The 15932-nt window shown below is 71.4% G+C and carries 16 protein-coding genes, 1 pseudogene and 1 riboswitch; of the genes and pseudogenes, 11 read left to right on the forward strand and 6 right to left on the reverse strand.

The genetic code is table 11. From position 1 onward, the window contains the following. The first annotated feature begins 1 nt into the window (after nucleotide 1). The 5 genes from ABEG17_RS05600 to ABEG17_RS05620 are packed head-to-tail and all read left to right on the forward strand — an operon-like array spanning nucleotide 2 to nucleotide 6928. Nucleotides 2-1237 (forward strand): hypothetical protein, encoded by a 1236-nt coding sequence (locus ABEG17_RS05600; protein ID WP_406832297.1) that lies wholly within the window; start codon nucleotides 2-4, stop codon nucleotides 1235-1237. After that, nucleotides 1234-3501: a tetratricopeptide repeat protein gene (locus ABEG17_RS05605; protein ID WP_406832298.1), complete on the forward strand. Its 2268-nt coding sequence runs from the start codon at nucleotides 1234-1236 to the stop codon at nucleotides 3499-3501. The genes ABEG17_RS05600 and ABEG17_RS05605 overlap by 4 nt, the downstream gene beginning before the upstream one ends. After that, nucleotides 3486-4772 carry a PP2C family protein-serine/threonine phosphatase gene (locus ABEG17_RS05610; RefSeq protein WP_406832299.1) on the forward strand — a complete coding sequence of 429 codons (1287 nt, stop codon included), beginning with the start codon at nucleotides 3486-3488 and terminating at the stop codon, nucleotides 4770-4772. The genes ABEG17_RS05605 and ABEG17_RS05610 overlap by 16 nt, the downstream gene beginning before the upstream one ends. Further along, nucleotides 4753-6030: a VWA domain-containing protein gene (locus ABEG17_RS05615; protein WP_406832300.1), complete on the forward strand. Its 1278-nt coding sequence runs from the start codon at nucleotides 4753-4755 to the stop codon at nucleotides 6028-6030. The genes ABEG17_RS05610 and ABEG17_RS05615 overlap by 20 nt, the downstream gene beginning before the upstream one ends. A 46-nt stretch (nucleotides 6031-6076) precedes the next feature. Beyond that, nucleotides 6077-6928, forward strand: coding sequence for an FHA domain-containing protein (locus ABEG17_RS05620; protein ID WP_406832301.1), 852 nt, complete (start codon nucleotides 6077-6079; stop codon nucleotides 6926-6928). A 5-nt stretch (nucleotides 6929-6933) separates the two neighbouring features. Here the strand turns inward: ABEG17_RS05620 and ABEG17_RS05625 are convergent, their stop codons facing one another. The 3 genes from ABEG17_RS05625 to ABEG17_RS05635 all read right to left on the reverse strand — a co-directional run bounded on the left by ABEG17_RS05625 (nucleotide 6934) and on the right by ABEG17_RS05635 (nucleotide 9314). Continuing rightward, complete coding sequence (locus tag ABEG17_RS05625) at nucleotides 6934-7734, reverse strand: ABC transporter permease subunit (RefSeq protein ID WP_406832302.1); 801 nt, start codon at nucleotides 7732-7734, stop codon at nucleotides 6934-6936. Next, the gene (locus ABEG17_RS05630; protein WP_406832303.1) at nucleotides 7724-8620 is read right to left on the reverse strand and encodes an ABC transporter ATP-binding protein; all 897 of its coding nucleotides are present in this window, start codon (nucleotides 8618-8620) and stop codon (nucleotides 7724-7726) included. The genes ABEG17_RS05625 and ABEG17_RS05630 overlap by 11 nt, the downstream gene beginning before the upstream one ends. A gap of 181 nt (nucleotides 8621-8801) precedes the next feature. Further along, entirely contained in the window at nucleotides 8802-9314 is a 513-nt protein-coding gene (locus tag ABEG17_RS05635) for a hypothetical protein (RefSeq protein WP_406832304.1), read from the reverse strand. 67 nt (nucleotides 9315-9381) lie between these two features. Continuing rightward, nucleotides 9382-9442: riboswitch (guanidine-III (ykkC-III) riboswitch) on the forward strand. 11 nt (nucleotides 9443-9453) lie between these two features. Between ABEG17_RS05635 and ABEG17_RS05640 the strand changes: the two genes are divergently transcribed. Next, nucleotides 9454-9768 (forward strand): DMT family transporter, encoded by a 315-nt coding sequence (locus ABEG17_RS05640; protein ID WP_406832305.1) that lies wholly within the window; start codon nucleotides 9454-9456, stop codon nucleotides 9766-9768. A 49-nt stretch (nucleotides 9769-9817) separates the two neighbouring features. Here the strand turns inward: ABEG17_RS05640 and ABEG17_RS05645 are convergent, their stop codons facing one another. After that, nucleotides 9818-11068 (reverse strand): AGE family epimerase/isomerase, encoded by a 1251-nt coding sequence (locus ABEG17_RS05645; RefSeq protein ID WP_406832306.1) that lies wholly within the window; start codon nucleotides 11066-11068, stop codon nucleotides 9818-9820. Nucleotides 11069-11227: 159 nt separating this feature from the next. Here ABEG17_RS05645 and ABEG17_RS05650 point away from each other — a divergent pair, with 159 nt between their 5' ends. Beyond that, entirely contained in the window at nucleotides 11228-11638 is a 411-nt protein-coding gene (locus tag ABEG17_RS05650; protein ID WP_406832307.1) for an ankyrin repeat domain-containing protein, read from the forward strand. Nucleotides 11639-11663: 25 nt separating this feature from the next. Here the strand turns inward: ABEG17_RS05650 and ABEG17_RS05655 are convergent, their stop codons facing one another. Continuing rightward, entirely contained in the window at nucleotides 11664-11849 is a 186-nt protein-coding gene (locus ABEG17_RS05655) for a hypothetical protein (protein ID WP_406832308.1), read from the reverse strand. Between the two features lie 71 nt (nucleotides 11850-11920). Here ABEG17_RS05655 and ABEG17_RS05660 point away from each other — a divergent pair, with 71 nt between their 5' ends. The 3 genes and pseudogenes from ABEG17_RS05660 to ABEG17_RS05670 all read left to right on the forward strand — a co-directional run. Further along, the gene (locus ABEG17_RS05660) at nucleotides 11921-12400 is read left to right on the forward strand and encodes a MarR family winged helix-turn-helix transcriptional regulator (RefSeq protein ID WP_406832309.1); all 480 of its coding nucleotides are present in this window, start codon (nucleotides 11921-11923) and stop codon (nucleotides 12398-12400) included. Nucleotides 12401-12539: 139 nt separating this feature from the next. After that, on the forward strand, nucleotides 12540-13406 hold the full coding sequence (locus ABEG17_RS05665) for an alpha/beta fold hydrolase (RefSeq protein ID WP_406832310.1): 867 nt from the start codon (nucleotides 12540-12542) through the stop codon (nucleotides 13404-13406). Between the two features lie 141 nt (nucleotides 13407-13547). After that, nucleotides 13548-13895: pseudogene (locus ABEG17_RS05670) on the forward strand (NUDIX domain-containing protein); the annotation flags it as partial. Nucleotides 13896-13943: 48 nt separating this feature from the next. On the opposite strand, the gene ABEG17_RS05675 reads toward ABEG17_RS05670, so the two are convergent. Continuing rightward, on the reverse strand, nucleotides 13944-14165 hold the full coding sequence (locus ABEG17_RS05675; RefSeq protein ID WP_406833251.1) for a hypothetical protein: 222 nt from the start codon (nucleotides 14163-14165) through the stop codon (nucleotides 13944-13946). A gap of 61 nt (nucleotides 14166-14226) precedes the next feature. Between ABEG17_RS05675 and ABEG17_RS05680 the strand changes: the two genes are divergently transcribed. Then, nucleotides 14227-15924 carry a glycoside hydrolase family 13 protein gene (locus ABEG17_RS05680; RefSeq protein ID WP_406832311.1) on the forward strand — a complete coding sequence of 566 codons (1698 nt, stop codon included), beginning with the start codon at nucleotides 14227-14229 and terminating at the stop codon, nucleotides 15922-15924. The last annotated feature ends 8 nt before the right edge of the window (nucleotides 15925-15932 follow it).

Below are 15932 nucleotides of genomic sequence, written 5' to 3' on the forward strand. Positions count from 1 at the left end.
GATGAACGGCGCCACCGCGCCGGCAGCCCCCGGCCGGCTCGGCCAGCCCCTCGTCGCCAGCGAGGCGCTGCACTACCTCGAGGCACTGGGCAGCTGGCGTGACGCCCGCAAGGCCGAGCTGGACGTGCTCGACGAGGCGGCGCTCGCGGCCCCGGACGGCGCCGCATACACCGCCGACCTGCTGCTCTCGATGGCGCTCTGGAAGGGGGTTGCCGACCGGCACGACCTCCTCGTCGCGACCTGGGACTCCGGGCGGGTCGGTCCGACCGAGCTCGCGCGCCTGTCCACCCTCGTGTGGGGGCGGCTCGACGCCACGGTCTCCCGACCGTCAGGGTCGCCTGGCACGACGCCCGGCACCACGCCGGGTGCCACGCCCCGCGGCGCGACGGGAGTGGCAGGGGCGCTGGCAGTCTCGTTGCCCGAGGCCTGCCGGCTGTCCGACGCCCTCGCCGCCTCGTTGCGCGCGCGGCTGGGGCTGGACCCGTCGGAGGCCGACCTGCAGGCGCGCGTCCGGGGCCTGCGCGCCTCGGTCGAACGTATCCGCGACCTGGTCGACCGGGAGCCCGCGCGGGTGCACGCCGCTGCCGTCGCCGTGCTCGACCGGCTCGACACCCGCGTGACCGACGTGGTGGCCCGGGCCAAGCGCGGCGCCGACGTCGGCGGCCTGCTGGGTCCGCTGGAGCAGGATGCGGCTCGCGCCGAGCGCGACCTGATCGTCGGCGCCTCGAACCGCCGTGCCCGCGCCCACGACGAAGAGAGGGCCAAGGCCCTGCGGACCGAGCTCGAAGCGCGCGGTGGTGCGCTGCGGATCCTGGCCGCGCGCTGCGTCGCCCAGGTCGCCCCCGCCCCGCGCCTTGCCGTGCCCGACGTGTCGATGCTCGGGCCGGTGCCCACCGACCCCGCCGCCGTGGACGCCTACCTCGCGCGGCTCGACGCGGTTGGTCGGGCCATGACCATGGCCCAGAACGCTTACGCAGCCGCCCTTTCCGAGCGCGATGAGCTGAGGGTCACCCTCGACCTGTATGCCGCGAAGGCCGCCGACCGCCGCGCCTCACCGCGATCGGACGAGGCCCTTGCCGACCTCGCGGAGCTGCAACGACGAGCAGTCGGTGCGCTCGACCGTGAACCCACCGACCTGGTGCGCGTCCGCGCCCTCGTGGCTGCCTGCGCGGCATACCTGCGCAGCGTCGAGGAGCGACCGCACCGCCCACGTCCCGACGGAGGAGGCTCATCGTGAGCACGACCGCCTGCGTTCAGCCCGGTTGCACGGGGACCATCCTCGACGGGTACTGCGACATCTGCGGCTCCCCCGGTCCCGAGGGCACCTCGAGCGCTCAGGGCTCGTCCAGCGCTTCGAGCGCCTCGGCGTCCGTCGGCTCGGTCGCGACGTCCCCGGCCGGAGTGGCCCACTCACCCTCGACCGTCTCGCGGGCCTCCAACCAGCTCGCCTCCGCGGCCCTGGGTTCGGCCCGCGCGAGTGCCGCGGGCAGCAAGGTCACCCGCAGGGTCGGCACCACGTCGACCCGTCTGCGGGGGGCTCGGCTCGGTGCCGGCTTGACCTCGATCCCACCGGTGCCGGCGGTCGACGCCGCCGGCGCGGTGCTGAAGAACCCCATGGTTCCGGAGGAACGACGCACGTGCCCGTCGTGCGGGGCTGCGGTGGGACGGTCCCGCGACGGTCAGCCGGGGCGCACCGAGGGCTTCTGCCCGACCTGCCGGAACCCGTTCTCCTTCACCCCCAAGCTGAAGGAGGGCGATGTCGTCGGCGGGCAGTACGTCGTCGCCGGCGCCATCGCCCACGGTGGCCTCGGTTGGATCTACGCCGCGCGGGACCGCAACGTCTCCGACCGCTGGGTGGTGCTCAAGGGCCTGCTCAACTCCGGCGACCCCGACGCCCTCGCGGCAGCCATCGCCGAGCGCATGTTCCTCGCCCAGGTCGAGCACCCGCTCATCGTCGAGATCTACAACTTCGTGACGCACGAGGGCGCCGGCTACATCGTCATGGAGTACGTCGGCGGCACCTCGCTCAAGGACCTGCTCAAGCAGCGGATGCGAGCGGCCGGCGGCGTGTACGACCCGCTCCCGGTCGACCAGGCGATGGCGTTCATCATCGAGGTGCTGCCGGCCTTCCAGTACCTGCACGACCTCAACCTCGTCTTCTGCGACTTCAAGCCCGACAACCTCATCCAGGTCGGTGATGCGGTCAAGCTGATCGACCTCGGCGGCGTGCGCCGCCTCGACGACCTCGACTCCGCGATCTACGGCACCACGGGCTACCAGGCGCCGGAGGTGCCGCACGTCGGCCCCTCGGTGGCCTCGGACATCTACACGATCGGGCGCACACTGGTCGTGCTCGCCATGGAGTTCCGCGGCTACCAGAGCACCTACGTCTCCTCCCTCCCGCCCGTCGAGCAGACACCGCTGTTCCTCGAGCACGACTCGCTCTACCGGTTGCTGCTCAAGGCGTGCGCGCCCGACCCCGCGGATCGTTTCGTGTCGGCGGACGAGCTGCGCGTGCAGCTGCTCGGAGTGCTGCGCGAGGTGGTCTCCACCGCGCGCGAGGGCGCTGCCGAACACTCCACGTCGTCCATCCTCTTCGACGTCCCCACGGTCGCCGACGACTCCCTGTACTGGCAGGACCTCCCCCTCCTGCGCACCGACGACAGCGACCCGCAGATGCCCTGGCTGCGCACCGTGAGCATCGACGACCCCACGCAGCGCCTGGCCGCTCTGCAGGCTGCGCCGACCACCAGCCCGGAGGTGCTGCTGGCCCGCGCGCGGGCGGCGCTCGAGGCAGGGGAGCTGTACCGCGTGGACGACGCGGTCCGGGAGCTGCTCGGCGACGACCCGTGGGAGTGGCGCGCCGTATGGATGTCGGGCCTGGTCGCGCTCGCCCGTGGGCAGACGTCCGAGGCGCAGGGCGCGTTCAACGCGGTCTACGGGCAGGTGCCCGGCGAGCTCGCGCCCAAGCTGGCCCTCGCGTTCGCGTGCGAGACCGGTGGTGACACCGACGTCGCCGAGTCGCTCTACGTCGTCTGCGCACGCACCGACGCCAACTACATCGCGCCGGCCGCCTTCGGCCTGGCCAGGATCCGCGCCGGGCGCGGGGACGTCGAGGGCGCGGTCCGCGCGCTCGACCTCGTGCCCCCGACCAGCCGTGCCTTCACCCAGGCGCGTCGCCGCCGCGCCGGGCTCCTCGCCGAGTCGGGCGGCGGGCTGCCGTCGCTGGCGGCCGCCCTCGACAGCATCGAGAGCCTGACCATCGACCCGGTCGACCGATCTCGTTTCCGGGTCGAGGTGCTCGGCGCAGCGCTGGGCCTCGTCGAGTCCCACGGCGCCGACACGACGGTGGTCATCGGCGGGCGCCCGGCTGCCGAGCCGGCCCTGCGCGACGGGCTGGAGGCTGCATACCGCGACCTCGCCCGCTACTCCTCGAGCCGCGAGGAGAAGGTGCACCTCGTGGACCAGGCGAACGCGGTGCGCCGTTGGACGTTGAGATGATGCGCGCCCAGGAGGACGGCGCGGTGAGCGCCGTCGAGGAGCCGGTCGGCGACCCGCTGATCTGCCCGTCGTGCACCAGCGCCGTAGCGACCGGGGAGCGCTACTGCGAGGCGTGCGGTGCAGACCTCGGCCTGCCCCCCGCTCCCGAGCCTGCGCCTGCGCCTGAGCCGACTGCTGCCGCGCCGGTTGCTTCAGGTCCGGAGGTTCCTGTGCCGGAGGTTCCGGCAACGGAGTCTCCGTTGCCGACAACCTCCGAGGCCGCCCCCCGTCAGGCCTGCCACGAGTGTGGCGGTGAGGTTGCGGACGACGGTTACTGCACCCAGTGCGGGGCCGCTGCCGCCAACCCACGCAACCACTTCACCGAGCTGCCAGCCCCATGGGTGGCTGCCGTCTGCGACCGCGGCGTGCGCCATACCCGCAACGAAGATGCCGTCGCCCTCGCCGCTGGACCCGGACCCGGCGGCCACGCCGTCCTGGTCGTCTGCGACGGGGTCTCGTCCTCGACGGACTCGGACGTGGCCAGTCTCGCCGCGGCCAGGGCCGCGCGCGACGTGCTCGACGCCAGCGCGCCCCGGGCGACGGGCAGCGTCGCCAGCTGGGTCGCAGCCAGCACCAGGGCGCTCGTCGCCGCTGCGGACGCCGCCAACGAGGCAGTCATCGCCAACACCACCGCCGGTCCGGGCAACCCGGCGTCGTGCACCTTCGTCGCAGCCGCGCTGGACGGCGCTGAGCTCACCGTCGGCTGGGTCGGCGACAGCCGCGCCTACTGGCTCCCGGACACCGGGACGTCGCGGCTGCTGACCGTCGACGACTCGTACGCCGCCGAACAGATCGCCCTCGGCGTGCCGCGGGCCGATGCGGAGAGCGGTCCGCAGGCCCACGCGATCACCCGGTGGCTCGGCATCGACGCTCCGGACCACACCCCACGAACGGTGTCCCTGCGCCTCGACGTCCCCGGGTGGCTGCTGGTCTGCTCCGACGGTCTCTGGAACTACTGCTCGGAGGCGCACGACCTCGCCTCCCTCGTGGCCGCGACCGCCGCCCGCGGGACCTCGCCCGACGAACCCCTCCGGCAGGCCGAACCCCTCCGGCTGGCCGGGGCACTGGTCGACTGGGCCAACGCCCAGGGTGGCCAGGACAACATCACCGTGGCCCTGGCTCGCGTCGAGGCGCGCCCACCGGACTCCACCGCACATTCCGTCGCCGCACCGGCTCGACAGTCCGAGCCACACCGAGAGGAAGTCCAGCCAGATGGCCACATTCACAGCTGACGTCTACCAGAACGAGTTCCTGCCGGACGGGGGCACCGACGTCCACGCCATCGTCACCATCAGCTGCTCCGGGGCGGGTGAGGCCGGACAGTCGGGGTCGGGTGATGCCGCCGAGATCGTCATCGTCGACACCTCCGGCTCGATGAAGGGCTCGAACATCGTCGCAGCCCAGCAGGCTGCTGCGACCGCGCTGGACCAGGTCCTCGACGGTGTGTGGTTCGCCGTCGTCGCCGGCAGCCACGAGGCGAAGCTGGCCTATCCGCCGGACTCTCGCTCGGGCATGGTGCGGATGGATGCGCGCACGCGCTCGGAGGCCAAGGCCGCGGTGGCCCGGTTCTGGGCCGACGGTGGGACGGCCATGGGCACCTGGCTCGCGCTCGCCACCAAGCTGTTCGCCTCGGTCCCCAGCGCCACCCAACGGCACGCCATCCTGCTCACCGACGGCTACAACCAGCACGAGACGCCGGAGCAGCTGAGCGCCGCGGTCGACGCGGCCCGTGGCCGCTTCCAGTGCGACTGCCGCGGTGTGGGTTCCAACTGGCAGGTTGCCGAGGTGCGCAAGATCGCCACCGCGCTGCTCGGCAGCGTCGACCTCATCGCCGACTCGAGCGACATGGCGGCCGACTTCGAGCAGATCATGCGCCAGTCGATGGGTCGCGGGGTCGCCGACGCGCGCCTGCGGGTGTGGGCGCCGCAAGGAGCCCAGGTGATCTTCGTCCGCCAGGTCTCACCGACCGTCGACGACCTCACGACGCGGCGCCAGGAGGTGAACGCGCTCACCGGCGCCTACCCGACCGGTGCCTGGGGTGACGAGTCACGCGACTACCACGTCGCCGTGCGCCTGCCGGCGAAGGTCGTCGGCCAGGAGCAGCTGGCCGCGCGGGTGCAGGTGGCCGTGGACGACGCGGTGGTGGCGCAGGGGCTCGTCAAGGCCATGTGGTCCAACGACGACACCCTGACCACGCGGATCGACCCGGCTGTCGCGCACTACACGGGGCAGGCCGAGCTGGCCGAGGCCATCCAGGACGGCTTGGCGGCCAAGGCTGCGGGCGACACCGACACGGCCACCGTGAAGCTGGGACGGGCCGTGCAGCTCGCGGTCGAGACCGGCAACGAGGAGGCGACGACGAGGCTGCGCAAGATCGTGGAGATCGAGGACGCGGGCACCGGCACCGTCCGCCTCAAGCGCAGCGTCAACAAGCTCGACGAGATGGCCCTCGACACGGCGTCGACCAAGACCACCCGGGTGAAGAAGTGAGGCCCGGCGCCCTGGCCTCGGACCACGACCGGCGAGTGGTGCGGCGATGAGCACCTTCACCTGCCCGAACGGGCACGCGTCGACGTCGAGCGACTACTGCGACACGTGTGGGGCGCCCATCCCGGTGACGGCGGTTGGCGGTGCGGACGCCTCCGGTTCGGCTCCCGCCTCAGCTCCAGTCGCCGCGCCCGACCCGGACGCCTCTGCGACGGTGGCCAAGGGCCTGCCGGTGCCCAGCGCGTCAGGCCCCCAGTCCTGCCCCAACTGTGGCTCTCCCCATGACGAGTCAGAGCTGTTCTGCGAGGCGTGCGGCTACGACTTCACCACTGGCACGCTGCCGCGCCCGCCCGACCCCTCCACGGCCGAGGGTCCCGGCAGCCCCGACGCCGACGCCGGGTCGGCCCCGGACGCCGGGTCGGCCCCGGACGCCGGGTCGGCCCCGGACGTCGGATCTGGGGGGACGGCCGGCCCGCTGGCCCCCGCCATCGCCGTCGAGTGGGTGGCCGAGGTCTGGGTGGACCCGGACTGGTACCAGGCCCAGGAGAGCGACGAGCCCTGCCCGTCACCGGGTCTGCCCGCGGTCGTCGAGCTGGCTGCGAAGAGCGTGCTCATCGGCCGCCCGTCCGCGAGCCGCAACATCCACCCCGAGATCGACTGCACCGGCGACTCGGGGGTGAGCCGCCGCCAGGCCCAGCTGACCACCGACGGCCAGCGCTGGTGGGTCGAGGACCTCCAGTCCTCGAACGGCACGTATGTCGGGCCGGCCAGCGGGCCGCTGCCGACCGACCCCGTGCCACCCGGCCAGCGCCGCGAGCTCTCCGAGGACGACCGGATCTACGTCGGGGCGTGGACCCGCCTCGTGGTGCGCCGGGCCACTCCCGAGGAACGCAGTCAGTGAGGACGCTAGCCGCGGAGGTCCCTTCGGGCGAAGCCCCACACACCGACCGCGACGAGCACGAGGAACGTCACGACCGACACGAGGAGCGCTGGGTACGACATTCCCGTCCGGAGCGGGTCGTGGGCGGAGTACTGGTAGAAGGGTGAGAGCTTCTGCACCGGTTCCAGCCAGCTCACCATCGGCCCGAGCCCGTTGACGAGGTACGTGACGACCACCAGGGCCGCCGCGGCTCCGCGCGCAAGCCCCGCGTGGCCGGTGGCTGCACCGATGGCGAGCGCCACCCCGCCGAACACCAGGCAGAGCCCGGTCAGGTGCACCATGGCCGCCAGGACTCCCCGCACGGGCAGACTCAGGTCGAAGAGCCAGCCCTCCGCGACCAGGGCCAGTCCCGTGGCCGCGGCGAGGAATGCCGTGCCCAGGACGAGCGCCAGCGCCTTCTGCAGCAAGACCGTGGCGCGGCTCACCGGCGCCCCCATCAACAGGTCGATGGTGTGGTGGTCCTCCTCTCCGGCGATGGCCGTCGAACCCTGTCCCACCGCATACACGATGAGCAGGGCCGGGGCCATGAACGACAGGAGCTCGATCTGGATGTATCCGGCGGGGGTGGACATGTCTGCACCCGCAGAGGCGAACAACGAACGGAAGGCCTCGGGCATCTTGTCCAGGAAGTCGCTCAGGGAGGGCTGGTTCCGCACGCTCGGCCACATCGCCGCATACAGGAGGACCACGCCGACGATCGAGGCCGTCCAGCCCACCAGGGCACGACGCTGGTCGTACAGCGACTTGCGCCAAACGTCAGTCAGCATCGTGGTCACCGCCTGTGTAGAAGCCGAGGAAGGCCTCCTCGAGCTCGGCCTCGGTGCACGTCAGGTCCCGGACGGGGTATAGGGCCAACGCCTTGACCAGCCCGTCCAGGGCGGACTCCGGTGCGTTGCAAGAGATCTCGCAACCCTTGACGACAAGGTCCCGCACCCCCGGCAGCGCACCGAAGTCGACGGCCTGTGGCGGTGCGTCGAGTGTCGCCCGCACGTGGTGCATCGACCTGGCCCTCAGGGCGTCGAGACCCTCCACCGCCACCAGGCGCCCTTCGCGCAGCACGCCGACCCGGTCCGCCATCCTCTGCACCTCGGCCAACACGTGTGAGCTGAGGAGGACGGCGCCGCCGGCGTCAGCCTGCTCACGCACGCAGAGGTGGAACTCCTGCTGGGCCAGGGGGTCCAGCCCGCTCGTGGGTTCGTCGAGGACGAGCAGCTCTGTGGGCGCCATCATGGCGAGCACCAGGGCGAGCTTCTGCCGGTTGCCCCTCGAGAGCTCTGCGGCCTGACGGCCCAGGTCGAGGTCAAACCTCTCCGCCAGCTCGTGCGCCCGGCGTTGGGACGGCACGCCCCGAAGGGCGCCCAGGTGATCCAGGTGCTGCTGCCCGGTGAGCCGTGGGTACGTGCCTCCCTCGCCGGACAGGTAGCCCACCTTCCGGTGCACCGCGACCGGCTCGCTCCAGGCATCGTGACCGCAGACCACGGCACTGCCCGTCGACGGTCGGAGCAGCCCCAGCAGCAGTCGCAGGGTCGTCGTCTTGCCGGCGCCGTTGGGACCGAGGTAGCCGAACACCTCGCCCGGCTCGATCTGCAGGTCGAGGTCACGCAGCGCCCAGGTGGACCCGAACCGCTTGCCGAGACCTGCAGTGCGAACCACGGGGCCTGCCACACCGTCCGGCCCACGTGCGGTGCTGGCACGGCTCGACGGCCTCTTGCTGGTACGAGGTGCAGCGGCGCCCATGTCGACCTCCTACCGCCACACGCTCACCCCTTTCCGCGCGGCGGCACAGGGCCGAAGGGCCCAACACTCGGCCGAGCCCGCGGTCATCTCCCTGAGATCAGGGGTAGCCGCCGAGACCGCTGAAGCCGCGAAACGACCGGAGCCGCGGGTCCAGGTCGATACGACGGCGGTTGGCGTTGGGGTCGAACCCGTCGTTGGGGCCGGCCTCTTCCACGGGTTCGGGCGACACCCCGTCCCACTGCGCGTAGCCGTTGAAACGGCCGAACGACGCCTCTGTCTCCAGCACCTCCTGGGCCAACGCCCGGGCGAACGCGGGGTCGAGGCTCGCCAGCCAGGCACGGGGGGCCCGGTGCGCCCCGACCGCGACGAGGTGCGCGACCTTGGCGACCTGGTCCGACCCCACGTGCAAGCCCGTCGCGAACGCGTCGCAGAGCGCTTCGAGCACCATCCGGCGATCACCCTCGGGCATACCGCACAGCACCTCGACGTGGATGCCCTCCAGCGCGTCGACCGTGGCCGTCGTGAGGAGGTAGCGGTACTGGCGCACGACGACATCCTCATCGATGTCCAGCGTGGCGCCCCGCCCCGGGGCCGGCCTCCCAGATGCCATGGAACCAGCGTAGGAAGGGGCCGCGACGGTGACCAGAGGGAAGCACGCACGGACTTTGTAGACTGCGATCAAGCCCCAGCAGGGCTCCGGACGAGCGCGCCGTACCCGGTCGGACACGACGGTGCACCGGAGGTTGGTCATGGCCTGGATCGCACTCGTCATCTCGGGAATGCTCGAGACCGTCTGGGCGTCAGCCCTCGCGGAGTCCCGCACGCTCACCAGGGCCGTGCCCACAGCGATCTTCGCCGTGGCGATGCTCGCCTCGATGGGAGGGCTCGGCTTCGCCCTGCGCACCCTGCCCGTCGGGACGGCGTATGCGGTGTGGGTCGGGATCGGTGCGGTCGGCACCGCCGTCTACGGCATCGTCGCCCTCGACGAACCCGCGTCCGTGGTGCGGCTGCTGTGCCTGGGCCTCATCGTGGCCGGGGTCGTGGGCCTCAAGCTGGCCCACTGACCTGGCGCCTGCGCCACGGACGCGGCACCCGACGCGGGCTGCCCTGCCCCTACGTGAGCGTCGTCGCTGCCACCGTCATGAACGGCCAGGCTGGCAGCAGTGGGGCCAGGTAGGCACCGGTCGCGTGGTAGACGTCCGGTCGACCCGGCCACACGGCGAACCCTTCGCGCATGTCCTCGTCGAGCTCGTTGATCCAGCTGCCTGTGCTGTCCACGAAGTAGGCCGCCGCGTGGTCCCACAGCCTGCGGTACCACCGCTCCCACTCGGCCTCCCCGGTCAGGGCGCCGAGGAGAGCGGTCGCCTGGATGCCTTCGCAGACCGGCCAGTGCAGGCGGATGCCCGAGACCGGCTTGGCGTCCCAGCCGACGGTGTAGACCAGCCCCTCGCGACCATCGACTCCCCAGGCGGACAACGCTTTTCGTGCCAGGTCTCCTGCGGCCGAGAGCACCCACGCAGGGGTCGCCACCCGCGGGGAGGCGTGCAACGCGCACAGCAGCCGGGCCCATTCGAGCAGGTGACCATACGTTGCGCCATACGGTCGGAACGGGTCGTTGGGGTTGTCGCTGTTGTAGTCCGGCAGCTCCTGCCACTGCGCGTCGTAGTGCTCGGGCAGCAGCCAGTCGCGAGCACGGGCGTGCTTGTCGACGATCCGCTCGCAGATCCGCAGCGCGCGCTCGTGCCAGAGGTCCTCGTCGAGCGCGTCGCCGATGGCGAGGAACGCCTCGACCGCATGCATGTTGGCGTTGGCGCCGCGGTAGTCCTCGGGGTCCTCCCACGTGGCCGACCACGACTCGCACAGCGCGCCCTCGTCCTCACGCCAGAACCTCTCCTCCACGATGCGCGTCGCCTCCCGCGCCAGGGCCCGAGGGTCACCCACCGAAGCGCCCTGGGCCTGCGCCGCGAGCGCTGAGGCCGCGGCCAGGACCACGTGCACGTGCTCGTATGCGGTCTTGCGACCGGAGCGCTCCAGCGTGCCGAACCAGCCGCCCTCCACCTCGTCCCGGAAGGCCCCGTCGAGCGAGGACAGTCCGTGGGCGAGCAGTCGCTCGGAGCCGGGCAGGCCCAGCACCGAGGCCAGCGCCGCCACGTGCGTCATCCGGGCCGTCAGCAGCAGCGACGGCTCACGACCGGCCATCGGTGCGCCGTCACCGCCGAGGTAGGCGAACCCACCATCGGGCAGCACGCTCGGCTGCACGAAATCGATCATCCGCGCGAACCGCTCCTGCACCCACAACCGGTGGGCGGGGCGCTGGGCCCACGGGAGTCCTGCGCCGTCTGCGGTGCGTTCGCTGTCGGTCATGATGCCTTCCGGATCGGAGCCAGGGCCCTGTCCAGTGTGCTGCACGCCGCGTGGACCGTCCCGTCCACATCGCCGGTGAGAACCTGTCAGCTCCCCCGACCGGCTGAGTGGACCGCCATTTCGCCACATCCGGGACCGGCCGTCGGCACCATACGGGTCATGGACCTGGACCCGGAGGGCCGCACCGACCTCCACTACGCCGCCGCCGACGGCGACCTCGAGCTCGCCCGCGGGCTGGTGCAGCGCGGGTATGACGTGTCGCTCGCGGACACGGGCGGCTACACCCCGCTCCACTTCGCCGCGCAGTACCAGCGCGCGGAGATGGTGCCGCTGCTCGTGGCAGCCGGCGCTCCGCTCGAGGCTCGCGACCAGTGGGGCAACACCCCGCTGTGGCGCGCCATGTGCTCCTCGCGCGGGCGTGGCGAGACCATCGTCGCCCTGCTCGCGGCGGGGGCCGACCCGGACGCCGAGAACAACTACGGCACCTCACCACGCATCGGAGCGCTGCGTCTCTCGAACCCGGACGTGGCCCAGTACTTCGTCGACATCTCCAGCAGCCGCGCCAGCTGAACGGCTGGCACCGGTCCTCCTGGGCTCAGCCGCCCATCCGGGCTGCACGGGCGGCCTCGACCTTCGCCGCGCGCTGGCGCTTGAGGCGCATGTGCGGGTCCTGTCCCTCGGTGAGCTGGGCCGGACCGAACAGGTGCCACCCGACGTACTTCACGCCGTACCCGATCCGGTAGCCCAGCGAAAGACCTTCGTTCTTGCCGTTGCCCGCCATGGTGCTCCGATAGTTAGTGTACGAATGATTACGACGCTAACGGTACGCTGCGGAGGCCCTAGGATGAAATCGTGACCCGCTCCCCCGCCAGCAGCGCGCCAGCTGCACCGGACCTGCTCGCCCTCGACCGGCAGGTCTGTTTCGCCCTGGCGGTGGCCTCCCGCAACGTCATCGCGCTCTACCGACCGCTGCTTGAGCCCATGGGCCTGACCCACCCGCAGTACCTCGTGATGCTCGCGCTGTGGGAGGAGTCGCCGCTCAAGGTGTCCGACCTGGCGCAACGGCTCAGCCTCGAGCCCGCGACCCTGTCCCCCCTGCTCAAGCGGCTGGAGGTGGGCGGCATGGTGACCCGTGGTCGCGACCCGCGCGACGACCGCGCCCTCGCCATCACCCTGACCACCAAGGGCCGCCGGGCCCGACGCCAAGCCGAGCGCATCCCGACGGCGATCATGGCCCGGCTCGGCATGGGGCTCCCCGAGCTCGAGGAGCTGCGCGACGGTCTCACCAAGCTCATCGACGCCGCCGCCCGCGAGGACTCGCATCCCACCTGAGGCGTCCGCGGGGACCTCCGGCCGCCGACCGATGACGGTCGCCGACCGATGACTTCTCCTCCGCCGGCGGGTCTGCCCCTTCAAGCACCCTTGCGCCGCTCCTCCACGAAGCGACCGCCCACCCGAACAGGAGCCCCCCATGGCCACCACGCACCACCTGCAGACGCCTGATGTGACCCTCGCGTACGACGTGCACGGCCCCCTCCCGACCACCGACGGACGATCGCCGCTGTTCATGGTCGGGGCACCGATGGGTGCCGAGGGCTTCACCACCCTCGCGTCCCTGTTCGGGGACAGGACGGTCGTGACCTACGACGTGCGGGGGATCGGTCGCAGCGAACGCACCGACGGATCGCTCGTGCAGAGCCCGGAGCAGAACGCCGCCGACCACCACGCCGTCATCACCGACCTCGGCGTCGGACCGGTCGAGATGTTCGCCAGCAGTGGTGGCGCGGTCAGCGCCCTCGCGCTCATCACCGCGCACCCCGAGGACGTCACCGTGGTCGTGGCCCACGAGCCGCCGCTGCTCAGCGTCCTCCCCGACGCGGACGCCGCCTTCGCCGCAGAGCGCGCCGTCCAGGCCGCCTACCGCGAGCGCGGGCAGGGCGCCGGCATGGCCGCCTTCATGGCGCTCGCCTCCTGGTCGGGCGAGTTCACCCCGGAGTATGCAGCGCAGCCCGCGCCCGACCCGGCCCGGTTCGGCATGTCGAGCGAGGACGACGGGAGCCGCGACGACCCCCTGCTGTCGGGGGTGTCCGACGCCATCACCGCGTACCGCCCGGACCTCGAGGCGCTGCGCGCCGCCCCGGTCCGGCTGGTGCTGGCAGCAGGGGTCCAGTCGGCCGGCACGATCACGGCGCGGGCCACCGAAGCGCTGGCCACCCTCCTCGGGCAGGAGGTCGTCGCGTTCCCGAGCCACCACGGCGGCTTCATGGGCGGCGAGCACGGCTACGGCGGTGAGCCCGAGGCCTTCGCGGCGAAGCTGCGCGAGGTGCTCGACGCCTGACCCGGACCGGACACGCAACCGCGCTCAGCGAGCGCGAAGTGTCGCCATCACCGCGCCATACCGACACTTCGCGCTCACTCAGCGCCAGGGCTGAGCGGGCACGGACGATGGTCTGTCGGATGAGCATGGTTTGATCCGCGGATGGACAGGGTGGTCGTCGGCGCGCTGGTTCGGGGAGGTCGAGTCCTGCTCGGGCACCGGAGCCCGAACAAGCGTGCCTACCCGGACGTGTGGGACCTCCCCGGAGGAGTCGTGGAGACCGGCGAGTCGGAGCTGGACGCCCTCGCGCGGGAGCTGCAGGAAGAGCTCGGCGTGCAGATCGCGACCGACTCAGTGTCACGCCTGTGTCGAGTCACCGCAGGACCTGCAGCGGAGCCTGCACTCCTCAGCGCGTGGCTCGTCCTCGACTGGCGGGGGACGCCGACGAACGTCGCTCCCGAGGAACACGACGAGATCGGATGGTTCGGGCTCTCCGAGCTGCCTCCTCCCGCCCACGCCCTGGTGCGCACGACCGTGGTGGAGGCGATGCGGAGCCAGTCAGACGTTGAGCAGGAACGTCGCGTTGAACAGGCTGATGAGGAAACCGACGACGAGGATCGCGTCGAGCACGCCGTAGGACATGAGGTGGAAGTTGGCGAGCTTCCAGCGCAGCGGCGCGTCGCCATACCCCCTCGGCTTCCAGGAGCGCAGTCGCGAGGAGTACCAGGCGACGAGCACCAATGCGTAGCAGATGGCACTGAACTGCCACGCGGACCTCATGGGGACAGTCTGCGATACGACCACTTTGCCGCGCCACGCGGCGACCAGCAGACTGCTCCTCATGACTGATGCCGTGACGAACGACCAGTGGTTCCGTGAAGCCGTCGTCTACCAGATCTATCCGCGCAGCTTCCAGGACAGCAACGGTGACGGCATCGGCGACCTGCGCGGCGTCATCGACCGGCTCGACTACCTCCAGGCGCTGGGCATCGACGTGCTCTGGCTGTCGCCGATCTACACCAGCCCGCAGGACGACAACGGCTACGACATCTCCGACTACCAGGACATCGACCCGACGTTCGGGACCCTCGCGGACGTCGACGAGCTGATCGAGCAGGCGCATGCCCGCGGCATACGGCTGGTCATGGACCTCGTGGTGAACCACACCTCGGACGAGCACCCGTGGTTCGTGGAGTCGCGGTCGAGCACCGACAACCCCAAGCGTGACTGGTACTGGTGGCGCTCCCCCGACGAGCACGGCGAGGCCCCCAACAACTGGGAGTCCTTCTTCAGCGGATCCGTCTGGGAGCTCGACGAGACCACCGGCGAGTACTACCTGCACCTGTTCAGCCGCAAGCAGCCCGACCTCAACTGGGAGAACCCCGAGGTCCGCGAGGCGGTCTACTCGATGATGCGCTGGTGGCTCGACCGTGGCATCGACGGCTTCCGCATGGACGTCATCAACATGATCTCCAAGATCACCTCGCTGCCCGAAGGCACGCCGATCCCGGGCAACTCCGGACTCGGTGACGGCACACCGCACTTCCTCAACGGGCCCCGCATCCACGAGTTCCTCCAGGAGATGCACGCGTCGGTCTTCGAGGGCCGGGCCGGGCAACTGCTCACCGTCGGCGAGATGCCGGGGGTCACCGTCGAGGACGCGATCCTCTACACCGACCCCGCACGTCACGAGGTCGACATGGTGTTCCAGTTCGAGCACGTGGGCCTTGACCACGGCGACCACAAGTGGGACCGCCGCGCCCTCGACCTGCGGGAGCTGAAGAAGTCGCTCGGCCGCTGGCAGGACGGCCTCGCCGAGGTCGGCTGGAACTCGCTCTACTGGAACAACCACGACCAGCCGCGCGCGGTGTCGCGGTTCGGCTCCGACGCCCCCGAGCACCGCGTCGCCTCGGCCAAGCTGCTCGGCACGGTGCTCCACGTGCACCGCGGCACGCCGTACGTCTACCAGGGCGAGGAGCTCGGCATGACGAACGTGCCCTTCGCGACCTCGGACGACTTCAGCGACATCGAGTCGGTGAACTACTACCGGATGGCCGTCGAGTCGGGCTCGGACGCCGAGAGCGTGCTGGCCAACCTGCGGCTCGGCAGCCGCGACAACGCTCGCACCCCCATGCAGTGGGACTCGAGCGAGCACGGCGGATTCACCACGGGCACACCGTGGTTCAGGGTGAACCCCAACTACACCGAGATCAACGCCGAGGCCGCGGTCGCCGACGACGACTCGGTCTTCCACCACTACCGGCGGGTCATCGAGCTGCGGCACACCGAGCCGGCCGTCGCCCACGGCGACTTCCACATGCTCGCTGCCGACCACCCCACCCTGTATGCGTTCACCCGCAGGCACGAAGGTGTCGAGCTGCTGGTCGTCGCCAACTTCTCCGGCGACGAGCTCTCCCTGGACGTGCTCGACGACGTCGAGCAGTGGGCCGGCTCGACCCTGCTGCTCGGCAACGTCGGCGCCCCCGCCTCGGTCACGGCACCCCTTCGCGCCTGGGAGGCGCGCGTCCTGCGCCGCTGACCCACCCA

The sequence above is a fragment of the Pedococcus sp. KACC 23699 genome (genome assembly GCF_045348425.1).
GTDB lineage: Bacteria > Actinomycetota > Actinomycetes > Actinomycetales > Dermatophilaceae > Pedococcus.